General features: G+C 63.7%; 8 protein-coding genes. 2 read left to right on the top strand and 6 right to left on the bottom strand.

From position 1 onward, the window contains the following. Positions 1–162: 162 nt before the first annotated feature. Positions 163–1,809: a VRR-NUC domain-containing protein gene (locus PFLCHA0_RS16115; protein WP_015635751.1), complete on the top strand. Its 1,647-nt coding sequence runs from the start codon at positions 163–165 to the stop codon at positions 1,807–1,809. After that, the gene (locus PFLCHA0_RS16110) at positions 1,806–4,082 is read left to right on the top strand and encodes an ATP-dependent DNA helicase (RefSeq protein WP_041752281.1); all 2,277 of its coding nucleotides are present in this window, start codon (positions 1,806–1,808) and stop codon (positions 4,080–4,082) included. The genes PFLCHA0_RS16115 and PFLCHA0_RS16110 overlap by 4 nt, the downstream gene beginning before the upstream one ends. A 24-nt stretch (positions 4,083–4,106) precedes the next feature. On the opposite strand, the gene PFLCHA0_RS16105 is transcribed toward PFLCHA0_RS16110, so the two are convergent. From PFLCHA0_RS16105 to PFLCHA0_RS16080, 6 genes are all read right to left on the bottom strand, one after another. Continuing rightward, a complete protein-coding gene (locus PFLCHA0_RS16105; protein ID WP_015635749.1) occupies positions 4,107–4,514 on the bottom strand; it encodes a TIGR03067 domain-containing protein in 408 nt (135 codons plus the stop codon). 26 nt (positions 4,515–4,540) lie between these two features. After that, positions 4,541–5,188 carry a response regulator gene (locus tag PFLCHA0_RS16100; protein WP_015635748.1) on the bottom strand — a complete coding sequence of 216 codons (648 nt, stop codon included), beginning with the start codon at positions 5,186–5,188 and terminating at the stop codon, positions 4,541–4,543. Between the two features lie 74 nt (positions 5,189–5,262). Then, positions 5,263–8,442, bottom strand: a complete 3,180-nt coding sequence (locus PFLCHA0_RS16095) for a hybrid sensor histidine kinase/response regulator (protein ID WP_015635747.1) — start codon at positions 8,440–8,442, stop codon at positions 5,263–5,265. Positions 8,443–8,548: 106 nt separating this feature from the next. Continuing rightward, the gene (gene pvrR, locus PFLCHA0_RS16090; RefSeq protein WP_011061479.1) at positions 8,549–9,739 is read right to left on the bottom strand and encodes a response regulator cyclic di-GMP phosphodiesterase PvrR; all 1,191 of its coding nucleotides are present in this window, start codon (positions 9,737–9,739) and stop codon (positions 8,549–8,551) included. Further along, positions 9,726–12,563, bottom strand: coding sequence for an ATP-binding protein (locus PFLCHA0_RS16085; protein WP_015635745.1), 2,838 nt, complete (start codon positions 12,561–12,563; stop codon positions 9,726–9,728). The genes pvrR and PFLCHA0_RS16085 overlap by 14 nt, the downstream gene beginning before the upstream one ends. A 202-nt stretch (positions 12,564–12,765) precedes the next feature. Continuing rightward, the gene (locus PFLCHA0_RS16080) at positions 12,766–13,587 is read right to left on the bottom strand and encodes an aldo/keto reductase (protein WP_041752279.1); all 822 of its coding nucleotides are present in this window, start codon (positions 13,585–13,587) and stop codon (positions 12,766–12,768) included. Between the last annotated feature and the right edge of the window lie 148 nt (positions 13,588–13,735).

The raw sequence follows: 13,735 nt of genomic DNA, 5'->3' as shown, positions 1-13,735 counted from the left end.
CTATAGCCATGGGCCCTTGGTGTAGTGAAGACGACGAAAGTTCGCCAGGGAATTGTAAAAAACTTCGCTGTGCCATTTATCCAATAGTGTTTGCCAGACCCGGTCGCCGGCTGTTATCTGTATGCATAACCAGTATCCGATCAGCCGTGGCGCTTGCGTTCAGTGACTTCCAATCCCCTCGAAAACCCCCTCTATTACCTGCACAACTTCCGCCAGGTATTGAACTGGCTGCAGCTGCGCTATGCCGATGTGCTGAGCGCCGATGAACAGCGCTTCATCCTTGATTTCGCGCAACTGGCCGAGCCTTCCCAGGCCTTGCTGGTGCGCATGGTGATGCGCAAGGGCCGGCACTTTCGCCTGAGCAAGCTCAGCTACCCGGAGATCGGCGACAGCGCCGTGGCCCTGGAGCCGTTGCTGGCGCTGGGCTGGGTCGATGAGCAGGCGCCGCTCTGCCTGGAAGAGCTGTTCGGCCTGCTGCAAAAGGCCGAGATCCTGCAGTGCTTCAACGGGCTTGCGGCCAAGGCCAGGAAAGACCAGTGGCTGGAAGAGCTAACCCAGCAGGGCCTGGCGCCCCAGGCATTCGCCCAGTGGTGCCCGGCGCTGCCAGACCGGCTCCTGAGCCTGACGCTGATGCCGCTGTGCGATCGCCTGCGCCTGATGTTCTTTGGCAACCTGTATCAGGACTGGTCGGAATTCGTCCTCGCGGACCTGGGCATCTACAGCTACGAGAAGGTCGAGATCAGTGCCGATGCCCGTGGCCTGCGCAGCCGCGAAGACGTGGACGGCTTCCTCTATCTGCATGAGTGCCAGGAAGCGTTCGAGGCCGGCGCCGAATTGCCCGAGGTGCTGGCGCACATTGCCCGCTTTCAGACCCTCAACCCCTGGCTGGAAAAACGCCGGGCCAAGCTGCTGTTTCAGCTCGGCCAGCAGTGCGAGCGCCTGGCGCAGTGGGCGCTGGCCCGGCAGATCTACCAGGAGTGCGCCTACCCGGGCGCGCGATCGCGATTGATCCGGGTGCTGGAGCGCAGCGCCCAATACCAGGCCGCCCTGGCGCTGGCCGAGCAGGCCGCTGCCGCGCCCGAGAGCGCCGCCGAGGCCCAGCATCTGCTGCGGATCATGCCCCGGCTGCGGCGCAAGCTGGGCGGGCCGCCGGCGCCCCGGGCGGCCAACCGCGAGGTGCAGCGCCTGGACCTGTGCCTGGCGCGTGACGCCGACGGCCTGGCGGTGGAACTGCATGTCCAGGCCCATCTGCACCAGCCCCAGGCGCCGGTGCACTACGTGGAGAACAGCCTGATCAATTCGCTGTTCGGCCTGCTGTGCTGGCCGGCGATCTTTGCCCCCTTGCCCGGTGCGTTTTTCCACCCGTTCCAGCGTGGGCCGGTGGACCTGTTCAGCGAAGACTTCCATCAGCGGCGCAGCGAACTGTTCCAGGCCTGCCTGGCAGAACTCGACGATGGCCGTTACCGGCAGAGCATCCGCCAGCGCTTCGTGGCCAAGTGGGGGTTGCAGTCGCCCTTCGTGTTCTGGGGGGCGCTCAGCGAAGAGTTGCTCGATCAGGCCCTCGACTGCCTGCCCGCCGAGCACCTGAAACACTGGTTCCAGCGCCTGCTGCTGGACATCAAGGCCAACCGCGCCGGCATGCCGGATCTGATCCAGTTCTGGCCCGAGCAGAAGCGCTACCGGATGATCGAGGTCAAGGGCCCGGGGGATCGCTTGCAGGACAACCAGCTGCGCTGGCTGGATTTCTGCCAGGAACACCGGATGCCGGTGGCGGTGTGCTACGTGCAGTGGCAGGACCCCAGCGCGTGAGTTACCGCATCGCGGTGCGCGCCCTGTGCGAATTCAGCGCCAAGGCCGGCGATCTGGACCTGCGCTTCACCCCATCGCCCACGGCGCTGGAGGGCATTGCCGGGCACCGTACCGTGGCTTCGCGACGCAACCCCGGCTACCAGAGTGAAGTGGCCCTGGAGGGGCGATACGCCGAGCTGCTGGTCAAGGGCAGGGCGGACGGCTACGACCCGGCGCAGAACCTGCTGGAGGAGATCAAGACCTACCGTGGCGACCTTGAGCGCATGCCCGACAACCATCGGCAATTGCACTGGGCCCAGGCCAAGGTCTATGGCTGGTTGCTGTGCCAGAGCCTGCAACTGCCGAGCATCCGTGTCTCGCTGGTGTATTTCGATGTGCTCAGCGAAGGCGAAACCGCGCTGGTGCAAGAGCACAGCGCCGAGGCGCTGGAAGAGTTCTTCAATCGCCAGTGCGCGCTGTTCCTGCACTGGGCGCAACAGCAAATGCACCATCGCGCGACCCGGGACCAGGCCACCCGGGACCTGCGCTTTCCCCACGCCGAGTTTCGTCGCGGCCAGCGCCCGCTCGCCGAGTCGGTGTACAAGGCGGTGAGCACCGGGCGCTGCCTGCTGGCCCAGGCCCCCACCGGCATCGGCAAGACCCTGGGCACGATCTTTCCCATGCTCAAGGCCATGGCTGCGCAGCAGCTGGACACACTGCTGTTTCTCACCGCCAAGACCCCGGGCCGGCAACTGGCCCTGGATGCCGCCCGGGTGCTGTTCTCCGGGGTGCCGGGGCTGGCGTTGCGGGTGCTGGAGCTGGTGGCCCGGGACAAGGCCTGCGAACACCTGGACAAGGCCTGTCACGGTGAGTCCTGCCCGCTGGCCAAGGGCTTTTACGACCGCCTGCCGGCGGCACGCCAGGCCGCCAGCCAGGTGCCATTGCTGGATCGTCAGGCGCTGCGCGAGGTGGCCCTGGAGCATCAGGTCTGCCCCTACTACCTGAGCCAGGAAATGGCTCGCTGGAGTGACCTGGTGGTGGCCGACTACAACTACTACTTCGACTTCAGCGCCTTGCTCTTCGGCCTGGCCCAGGCCAACCAGTGGCAGGTGGCGGTGCTGGTGGACGAGGCCCACAACCTGGTGGAGCGCGGGCGTGGCATGTACAGCGCGAGCCTGGACCAGCAGCAATTGGCGAGCGTGCGCAGCAGCGCGCCCCAGGCCTTGAAGAGCCCGTTGCAGCGGCTCAATCGCGAGTGGAATGCCTTGCACAAGGAGCAGGTGGCCGAGTATCAGGCCTATGCCCAGCTACCTGCCGCGCTGCTCAAGGCCCTGGCCCTGTGCGTAGCGGCCCTGGGGGACTATTTCAACGAACAGCCCCGGGGCCTGGACAGCGGTTTGCAGGGCCTGTATTTCGAACTGCTGCAGTTTGCCCGGGTGGCGGAGCTGTTCGATGAGCAGCAGTTCATCTTCGACATCAGCAAGCGCGCCCTGGGCGCCAAGCGCAGCCTGTCGCGCCTGAGCCTGCGCAATGTGGTGCCGGCGGCGCTGCTGGGGCCTCGGTTGGCGGCGGCCCGCAGTACGGTGCTGTTCTCCGCCACCCTCAATCCCCGAGGTTACTACGCTGACCTGCTGGGGCTGCCGGACAACACCGTGTGGCTGGATGTGGAATCGCCGTTCGACGCCGGGCAGCTGGAGGTGCAGATTGTCAGCCGCATTTCTACCCGCTATGCCCACCGGCAGGCTTCCCTGGCGCCGATTGTCGAGCTGATGGCTCGGCAGTTCGCGGCGCGCCCGGGCAACTACCTGGCGTTCTTCAGTAGCTTCGACTACCTGCAACAGGTGGCCGGGTTACTGGCGCGCGAGCACCCGGACATTGTGCTCTGGTGCCAGTCCCGAGGCATGGACGAGGCTTCGCGCCAGGACTTTCTCCAGCAGTTTCGCCCAGAGGGGCAGGGTATCGGTTTCGCCGTACTCGGCGGTGCTTTCGGCGAGGGCATCGACCTGCCGGGGTCGAAACTCATCGGGGCCTTTGTCGCCACCCTCGGCCTGCCCCAGCTCAACCCGCTGAACGAGCAGATGAAGCAGCGCATGGCGGCGCTGTTCGGCTCCGGCTATGACTACACCTACCTGTACCCGGGCCTGCAGAAAGTGGTGCAGGCGGCAGGACGGGTGATCCGTGGCCAGTCCGACCGTGGGGTGCTGGTGCTGATCGATGATCGCTTTGCCGAACCCAGGGTCCGCCAGCTGCTGCCGAGCTGGTGGGCCCTGGACGCGCCGCCGGCTGGCGGCTAGGCCGGGCAGGAGGGTTGCGCCGGTTCAGGCCTGGCGAGCGCGGACAAAGCGGCGCAGGGTCTGGCCCGGGCCCGTGCGGAAATGGCTTGGCCGGGGTTGGCCGGCATCGGCGGCGATGAATACGAACTCATCGTCGCTCAGCTGGTAGCTGGCCGGCAGCGCCTGGCCGGCGTCTGCGCCCATGGAGTCGGTCCAGGTGATCGACTTGGGATGGGTGCTGCTGTCGAGGGTAAAGGTGCCGGCCAGCAGCAGTTCACCGGCCGGGGTCACCACGCGAAAATCCTGCCCTTCGATAAAGGTCAGGGCGCCGGGGGCGCTGTGTTCGTCCGGTGGGTTGAGCACGCCGCTGTCTTCCATCGCGATCTGTTCCCAGGCCCCTTGCAAGCGTTGCAGCTCCAGCAGGTCGGCGGCTTCGGGTGAAATCAAATCCATTTTCAGGCAGTTCCTTGGGCTGGAAATCAGTTGAATATATTGCGGCCAATGCAGTAGGTCAGGAGATCCTGGTCGCTCTGCACCTCCAGTTTACGCATGGCGGAGATCTTCTGCGCGCTGATGGTCTTGGCGCTGCGGTTCTGGCTGCGGGCGATCTCGCTGACACTCTTGCCGGAAACGAACAGGCGCAGAATCTCGAATTCCTTGGGCGACAGGGTGGAGATGCGCTCGTCGATGGCGACATTGGATTCCAGCACCGAATTGGGGGCCGGCTCCAGGCTGCGATACACGGCTTTCTGGGCAATGGCCTTGAGGGCGACCTGGATTTCCTCGTGCAACTGGCTCTTCTGGATCACCCCGACCACGCCCAACTCCCGCAGGCGGGTGAGGATCAACTGATTGGAAATCATGGTCAGGATCAGGACCTGCACGTGCGGGAAGTTGCGCTTGAGGTATTCCACCAGCTTCAGGCCATCACCGTAGGGCGAGTCCCCGGGCATGTTGTAGTCGGTGATGACCACATCCACCTGGCAGCTTTCCAGCTTCTGGATCAGGCCTTGGGAAGACAGGGTTTCGCCGACGATCTCAAAGCGATCATCACGCTCCATCAGCTCACGCACACCGAGCAACACGATAGGGTGATCGTCAGCGATGACTACTTTCAGTTTTTCCATGGCAAACACACCCTTGCAATACGCAATTTAGTAAAGGAGCTAGGGACCGTCGGTACATTAAACCCAGCAGGCCATTATTCAAGGGGCAACAGGAGTCTGGACAAGCGTTGCATCAGTTGCCTGGCCTGGGCTTGCAAATCCGCAGTCAGAGCACCTTCCAGCAATCGGCACTCCAGTTCGGCGCACGCCTTGGCCAGTGGGGCTGCCTGCACCGCCCCCATGGCGCCGGCGATGCTGTGCAGTCGTGCGGCGGCGATCTTGCCGGCGCCGCTGTCCAGCGCCTCGGCCAGCCGCCGCAGATCCTCGTGCATGGTACTGAGAAACAGCGGGCGCATTTTCTCGGTGACTTGAATCCGGTCGCCTTGCGCTGTGTCGGGGGGAGGCCGGGACGGTGCGGCCGGCGGAATGCTGGGCGCTGCGGTCGCGGTGCTGGTGGGGCACAACTTCGACAGATGCCCCCGCAGGGTCTGCAGGTTCATGGGTTTGACTATCCAGGTGTTCATGCCGGCGGCGAGGCAGCGGATGCCTTCCTCGCGCAATGCGTTGGCGGTGACACCGATGATCGGCAGTTGCGAGTCGCGGCGACGCAGCTCCCGCGCCAACTCGTAGCCGTTCATGAGTGGCATATTGACGTCGGTGATCACGATGTCGAAGCGCTGTGGCTGCCAGTGTTCCAGGGCCTGCTTGCCATTGGCCGACAGAGTCACCTGGCAGCCCAGGGCCTGCAGTTGTTCCTTGATGATTGCCTGGTTGATCGGGCTATGTTTGGCCACCAGGATGCGCAGGTTCAGTTGGCCCATGCGGCCGGCTCTCTGCTGTGTCTGACACAGGGGCAGGCCCTGGTGGGCCAGCACCGCGGCCTGGGCGATGGCGCGAATATCGTGGGCGTCGACTTGCCAGGAGGTGGCCTGCGGCAGGCGGCCACTACGGCCCCCGGAGACGGCACTGACGCATGGGCCAGGCCAGGAGGCCAGGCCATCCCGGGGCAGCATGTCGATGAGCACGCCAGTCTGCGGCTCGTCGTTCCAGCCGAGGGGGGCCGGATAGGCCGGCACTCCCAGGCGGCCGAGCCAGTCACAGGTGTTTTTCAGCAACTCCGGCACCGGAGCCCGGACATACACTGGCGCACCTTCGGGCCATGGCAGCAATGGCGGCAGCCCTCCTGGCAGGCAGCGCAGCGTCAGGCGCAAAGAGAAACTACTGCCCAGCCCCGGCTCGCTGGTCACCTGCATCTGCCCACCCATCATCTGGCACAGGCGCTCGCAGATCGCCAGCCCGAGGCCGGCCCCGGCTTCGTTGGAGGCGTCGCGTACCTGGAAGAAGGGGACGAACAGCTGGGGTTGCTGCTGGGCTGAAATGCCGATCCCGGTATCGGTGACCTGCCATTCGATACGGGCTTGCTGGTCGCGCAACTCCAGCACCCGGACCCGCAACACCACCCGGCCGCTGTCGGTGAACTTGATCGCATTGCTCAGCAGGTTGTTGAGAATCTGGCTGATTCGCGCGGCGTCCCCCAGCAACAGGTCCGGCAGGTTGGGGTCGATGCAGGCATAGAGCAACAGGCCGCGCCGCTGGGCAGAGCCAGCGTGGGTGTGCAAGACATCCTCCAGCATGTCCAGCGGACAGAACTCCAGCGGATCGATGCTCATTTGCCCGGCCTCGATCCTGGAGACGTCGAGCACGTCGCTGATCAATTGGAACAGGGTGCTGGACGAGCGCTGGATGGTCTGCAGGTAGTCGCTCTGGCGGCTGTCCAGGTGGGTCAGGCCTAGCAGTTCCAGGGTGCCGAGCACGCCGTACAACGGGGTGCGGATTTCATGGCTCATGGTGGCCAGGAACAGGGTCTTGGCGGTATTGGCGGCGTCCGCCGAGCGCCTGGCCCGGTCCAGCGCCTTGGCATCTTCCACATGCCGGGTGACATCGTTGAAGGCACACACCAGCACATCCTGGCGTTGGTAGCGGGTCGAGACGAACTCTACCTGCAGATAGCGCCCGTCGATGTCGAGGCTGGTTTCGCCGCCGTCGATCAGGCTGCGGTCCTGGGCCAGCCGAGACAGCAGTTGCGCCGTGCCTTGCCATTGCTCGGCCTGACGGTTCTGCAGGATAACCTGGAGGTTGTCGCGGCTCACCACGCATAGCCCCGAGGGAACGGTGTCGATGACCACACGGTTGAAGTCTTCGCTTTCATTGAGGCATTGCTGCGCCCGTTGTGCCGGGACCACCACCTTGTTGCGGTACCAGCGGCTGGCGGCCCAGCCGCAGGCGATGCTGCCTACCCCGAGGGCCAGCAGGCTCAGCATGGCCCACAGCGCGTAGTCGAGGTAGTTCCTGTAGCTGATGGCATAGAGCCCGGTCCACAACTGCGGAGTCTGGCTGGTCACCTTGACGATCATCCCCTGTAGGCCGAAGTTGAGGCCTTCACCCAGCACGTCGGCAGGCGCCGGGTCGCCGGTGAGGGCGGTGCCGGAAGGCTCGATGAGGGTGAAGTCGTCGTAGATCGACCAGTGTCTGGTGTGCTCGAGGTAATCGAGGTCATCCAGGCTCAGCAGTGACGCGACCACGCTCCAGTCGTTGCCTCCCTGGACATCCAGCAGTGGAGCCGGCTCATGCAGGTTGGTGTACGCGAGGAACCTGGTCGGTAGAGCTTCCGACGCGGGCGGCCTGTACTGTTGCCAATGGATCTGGTGGTCGGCAATGCCGTCGCTCTTCACGAGCTGCTGGTGCAGCACCTGGTCTGCCACCTTGGTGTCGGGCGTGGTGTTTTCCCCGGGGTGGCTGATGTCGAAATGGCCGAAGGTGTTGAACACAAAGGTTCGCGGAGCGACATGCTGCGAGCCTGACCAGAAGGCGCTGTAGAAGCTCGACAGTTGTAGCTCCAGGGCGAACACCCTGGGCAGCTCGCCGGCCGCCGGCTGTTGGGGGTACAAGCTCAGGCTGAAGGGCGTTGCGAAGGGGGATTGCTGGCCTGCGGTGGGCGGGAAGGCTTGCAGGTTCAGGTGATGAGGGGCGTCGAGGCTCAGAGCGTCGATCGAATGGCGCGCGGCCAGGCGTTTGAGAAACAGCTCCTGCTCCTGGATGTTCTCCATCAGTTGGGCGAAATGTAAGCGCACGTTGCTGTTCTGTTCATCGAACAGACGCTCGAGGGTCCAGTACAGGGTGGCGAACAGCAGCAGCGCCAGGCCCAGCAGTATGCCCATGTTCAATCGGGGCAAGCTGCGAGCCAGGTTCTGCAGCAAGGTGCTGCTTTCTTTCATCACTGATTTCCCAAACACATATAAGGGCCCTGCCGAGATTCCTATCTCTGGGGCAGGACCGTCAGCGATGAGTGACTGTTGCGCGGGCAGGCAATGGGTTCATCGGTTAATACACCGTGGCCGGCCCGTCTTGGGCCAGCAGTTGCTGAAACTGTTGCGAGGAGACCGCATGGGAAATCAGGAAGCCCTGCACCTGGGTGCAGTCGATCTTGCGCAACAGAGCCAGTTCGTGGGCGCTTTCCACGCCTTCGGCGACGACCGTCAGGCCCAGTTGCCGGCCCAGGGCGATGATGCAGGTCAGGGCCTGGGCTATTTCTTCATTGTTGTGACAGCCCTGGACCAGCCCCCGGTCGATCTTCAATTCGGTGAAGGGTGTCGATACCAGGTTCATGTAGGAGCTGTAGCCCTTGCCGAAGTCGTCCTGGGACAGGCCGAAGCCCTTGATACGCAGGCGGCAGGCTCCGGCGTAGAAGTTGCTGATGTGCTCCGGGGTCGAACACTCCATGAGTTCGAAGCAGATCCTGGCCGGCACACCGTTGTGCTGGATCACGAAGTCGTACAGGCGGTCGGCCAGGTCGGCGCTGTTGAGCAGGTGGGTCGGCAGGTTGATGGACACCGGGATGTCATAGCCGTCTTCGCGCCAGTGCACCTGGGCCTCAAGGGCCTGCTCCAGGATCAGCCACAGTAGTTCTTCTTCGAGGCGGGCCACGGTGAGTGCCGGCAGGAAGTCGCAAGGCAGGAGCATGCCGTGTTGTGGGTGGATCCAGCGCACCAGGGCTTCGGCGGCGACGATGCGACCGTTGTTCAAGGCTTTCTTGGGTTGGAACCAGGCCTGGATCTGCCCGTTGCGCAGGGCTTCACGCAGGGTCTCTGGGCTGCATTCGACCCCGATCTGTGGGGGGCTGCTGTCATTGGCGAGCCCTGGCAACTGAGCGGTGAGTGCACGCAGTGCAGCCAGGTTCACGGGTTTGGAAATCAACCCGATGACCTTCAGCCCCAGGTTGCGGGCCACCAGGCTGGCGCCCATCAGCATGCGCCGGGATGACGCACTCATGATGGCCAGGGCCGGGCGCACGCGATGGGTGGCCAGGCTCTGGATGAACTGCACGCCATCCATGCCGGGCATCAGCAGGTCTGTCAGTACCAGGTCGAAGTGCCGCTGCTTGAGGCGTTCCAGCGCTTCTTTGCCGCTGCTTGCCACCTCCAGCTGGTAGGGCCCCAGCTCGTTGAACAAGTGTTGCAGGTACATGTACTGAAACGGCTGATCTTCGACGATCAAAATGCTACAGGACTTCATGGGGGGCTCTTTCATAGGGCGCCAGATAGTTGAACAACGCTCTTAATGCAAAGGGCTTCACCAGGCAGTGGTTCATCCCGGCTGCAAGACAGAGCTCTTCTTCTCCGCGCATTGCATTGGCCGTTGCCCCGATGATGGGGATCGAACAGCCTTGACGCCGAAGCTCCTGGGCCAGTTCATAACCGTTGAGTTTCGGCATGTTCACATCGGTCAGCACAACGTTGAAACGACCGGCCTTCCAGATGCAGAGGGCCTCTTCACCGTTCGAGGCCAGCTCCACGCTGCACCCCAGTTCTTCCAGTTGGTCCTTGAGGATCAACTGGTTGATCACGTTGTCTTCGGCCACCAGGACATGCAGGCTGAGCTTTTTCAGCTCGCGGTGATCGGAGTGATCCTCGCTCTGGGCCACCCAGACCCCCTGGGCCTGGCTGACGGCCTGATGGATCGCCCGCAGGTTGTTGGTGTTGATCTGCCAACTGCCGCCGTCGATCCGCGGTTCGTTATGGCCATCGCCGCTGGCGAGCACCAGGGGGCCCTGCCAGTCGGGTTCCAGGCGCTGCTCCACGCTGCCGGGGTGTAGTTCGATCAGTACGTTGCCCCGGGCCCGGTCGGATGGGCTCGGCAGGCTGAACTGGGCCCGGGCACCCCAGCGGCGCAGCCAGCCCGCCACCGATTCGGCCAGTTCACGCACCGGGGACACCACATAGACCATCTCCGGCAGCAATGGGCTGATCAGCGGGGTGTCGCCCTGCACGGCCGAGGCCTCCAGCGGCAGAGTCAGGGTGAAGCTGCTGCCCAGGCCGAGCTCGCTGACCATGCGGATATTGCCGTTCATCAATTGGGTCAGGCGCTGGCAGATCGGCAAGCCCAGGCCGGTGCCGGCGATCACGTTGGTGTTGCCTTCGGTCTGGTAGAAGGGCTCGAAGATCAGTGTCTGGTCGTCCTGGGCAATGCCCCGGCCGGTGTCGGAAACCTGCCAGAGGATGTTGCTGCGCTCGCCATCGCGGCTTTCGGTGCGGACCCGCAGGACAATGCGCCCGGTATCGGTGAACTTGACCGCGTTGTTCAGCAGGTTGCTGAGGATCTGGCGGATCCGGGTGACATCGCCGAGCAGGATCTCCGGCAACTGCGGGTCGACACAGGCATAGAACTGCAGGCCCTTGGCCTGGGCGGCCGCCGCGTAGCCCTGGATGATCTCGTGCACCAGATCCAGGGAGGAGAATTCGCTGAGCTCCAGGGCCAGTTGCCCGGCTTCGATCTTGGACACGTCGAGCACGTCGCAGATTAACTGCAGCAGCGTACCGGAAGAGCCTTCTATGGCTTGCAGGTAATCCTTCTGCTGGTTGTCCAGCTGGGTCCGCGACAGCAGCTCCAGGGTGCCGAGCACGCCATACAGTGGCGTGCGGATCTCGTGGCTCATGGTGGCCAGGAACAGGGTCTTGGCTTCATTGGCGGTATCGGCCAGGCGCTTGGCTTCTTCCAGCGCCGCCTCGATCTGCTTGCGAGCGCTGATATCGCTGAAGGCGCAGAACAGCACGTCCTCACCGTTGTAGCGAGTGGGGGCGGAGCTGAGGTATAGATGGCGCCCGTCGGCGGTTTCAAAGTAGTCCGAGCTGTTGGGGCGGGCCGGGTCGAAGGCCTGCTCGATCCACCCGGAACACAGCTGGTCGCGTTCGCTGCCGTTGCCCAGCCATTGCTGGGACAGGGTGTTTTCCAGCACCACCCGGCCATCGCTGCGGCGCAATACACAGAGTGCCACCGGGGCGATCTGGATCACGTCGCGGCTGAAGGCCTCGCTTTCGACCAGGGCCTGGATCCGGTGCAGGGCGGGGGCGATCAGGCGCACTTCGACCCAGTGGGTCAGCAGGCCGATCAGAGCCATGCCGGTCAGGCTGATGAGCAGCGCCGCCAGCAACTGCGGCCAGAGGCTCTTGAGCAGGTTCTGCAGGTCGAAGGAGTACACCAGCTGCCAGTCGGTAGCCCCCAGCTGCTTGCGGATCACCAGATGGTCGGGCCACCAGCGGCCGCCGAGAAAGCCGAAGAAACTGCCGCCCTGGACGTGGCGTACGTCGGCGCTCAGTCGGGCACTGGGCGCACTGCTGAAAATCAGCCCGCCCTGGGAATTGAACATCATGAAATCCCCGGCGCTCTGGTCGCTGAGGGCGGCGGAGACGCTCTTGCCGTCCATCTCCAGTCCAAGCCAGCCTGAGTGAGCGAAGCGTTCGTCAAGGCGAGTGAAGATGTATAGATGGGCGCCCGCCGCGGAGTTGTCCATCAGCCAAAGTTCTTCGCCGACAGGGATCTGCTCGGGCTGCAGAGCGATCAGCTTGTCCAGCAACCCGCCGGGCAGATCGCTGGTCTGTGGCCGGGTGCTGAACAGGCGTTGCACCTGCAGATCGCGGGTGCCGGGAATGTAGAGCAGGTTCAGTTGCTTGTTTTGCAGGTAGTTGCGCATGCGCAGGGTCAGCCAGATCCCCCACTGGTTGCCCTGCGGTCCACCCAGTTGCAGGTACGTCTCTTCTTGGGAGGCACCGCTGGCGCCTGGGGGGCTGATATGTTCCCCAGGGTCGTAGACCGCCGCCAGGCTCAGGCTTTCCAACAGGGCCGAGCGGCTGGTGAAGAATGCCTGGGCCTCGGCAATGGCGCTGCTCATGTAGCTTTGCCGTTGTGAGAGTTCGTTGTGCAGGCTGGAGCGAAGAAAGTTGTAGACCGCGCCGAACAGGCCGACCAGAAAAATCAGCGCCACGACACGAAGCAGCCGGCGGGCTGCTTCAGGACTGGAAAATAGGGGATTGATCTGATGCAGGTAGCTTTTTAATCTCATGCGCCAACTGTAATTGGGGGCATGCCAAGCAGGGATCAGACAATTCTTAAATCGCCGGGTACAAAGTAGGTTTGTGGCACTTACAGTGTTCAGGCACTTCCTTATCCGTCGAGCCTCGCAACTTTCCTCGCCTGTTCATTTTTTCAATGACTATCGTGCAGCCTTCGCGGTTTGAAAAATGCTCGTTGCGTCGGTGTTGTGCCTAGACCATTTCCAGGCGCTGCTTGCGCCGTGGCGGAGCAAACACCTGATCCAGGGCCTGCAGGTCCTCGTCGGGCAATTGCAATTGGCCGGCCTGGGCATTCTGACGGATGTGTGCCGGGCGCACCGCCTTGGGAATCACCAGCACGCCGTCCTGGCGCAGCAGCCAGGCCAGTGCCACCTGGGCCGCGGTGACCCCATGGCGCTGGGCGACCTGCAGCAGCACCGGTTCGGCCAGCAAAGCGCCACCCTGGCCGATCGGGCAATAGGCCATGAGCGGCATCCGCCGTTGCTGGCAGGCGGGCAGCAGGTCGAACTCGATACCCCGGGACTCCAGGTTGTACAGCACCTGGTTGGTAGCGCAGGCCGGGGAGTCGAGTTCGTCCAGGTCGGCCACATCGAAGTTGGAGACTCCCCAGCGGCGGATCTTGCCGGCTTCGCGCAGGCGCTCCAGGGCGTCGACGGTTTCCGCCAAGGGATACTGGCCGCGCCAGTGCAGCAGGTACAGGTCGATGAAGTCGCTGCCCAGGCGTTTCAGGCTGCGCTCGCAGGCCAGGGGCAGGCCTTTGCGACTGGCGTTGTGGGGGTAGACCTTGCTCACCAGGAACACCTGGTCGCGGCGCCCGGCAATGGCCTGGCCGACCACTTCCTCGGCGCCGCCTTCGCCGTACATCTCCGCGGTGTCGATCAGGGTCAGGCCCAGGTCGATGCCGGTGCGCAGGGCCGCGACTTCCTGATTCCGCAGGTGGCGGTCCTCGCCCATCCGCCAAGTGCCCTGGCCAATCACCGAAACCTGCGTGTCTGCCAGCATCAACGTGCGCATGCTTACCTCCTGGTATCTATCGAGAGTGATCAGTGCAGGGCACAGGGAAGCAAAGCCGGCGGGCAGGGTCAAGGCTGCGCGAGGGCGGGAGGCTGGATCTTTTATATTCCCAAAAGAAATAACCATCTAATTATTTATTCCTTTTAAG

The sequence above is a fragment of the Pseudomonas protegens CHA0 genome, from assembly GCF_000397205.1.
Classification (GTDB): Bacteria; Pseudomonadota; Gammaproteobacteria; order Pseudomonadales; family Pseudomonadaceae; genus Aquipseudomonas; species Aquipseudomonas protegens.
Note: the sequence above shows the minus strand (reverse complement) of the source record. Positions and strands in the feature narration are given on the sequence as shown.

Excerpts from the sequence above, each read along its gene's own strand:
- pvrR (WP_011061479.1), bottom strand. The coding sequence starts at position 9,739 with ATGAAGTCCTGTAGCATTTTGATCGTCGAAGATCAGCCGTTTCAGTAC.
- PFLCHA0_RS16080 (WP_041752279.1), bottom strand. The coding sequence starts at position 13,587 with ATGCGCACGTTGATGCTGGCAGACACGCAGGTTTCGGTGATTGGCCAG.
- PFLCHA0_RS16095 (WP_015635747.1), bottom strand. The coding sequence starts at position 8,442 with ATGAAAGAAAGCAGCACCTTGCTGCAGAACCTGGCTCGCAGCTTGCCC.
- PFLCHA0_RS16105 (WP_015635749.1), bottom strand. The coding sequence starts at position 4,514 with ATGGATTTGATTTCACCCGAAGCCGCCGACCTGCTGGAGCTGCAACGC.
- PFLCHA0_RS16085 (WP_015635745.1), bottom strand. The coding sequence starts at position 12,563 with ATGAGATTAAAAAGCTACCTGCATCAGATCAATCCCCTATTTTCCAGT.
- PFLCHA0_RS16100 (WP_015635748.1), bottom strand. The coding sequence starts at position 5,188 with ATGGAAAAACTGAAAGTAGTCATCGCTGACGATCACCCTATCGTGTTG.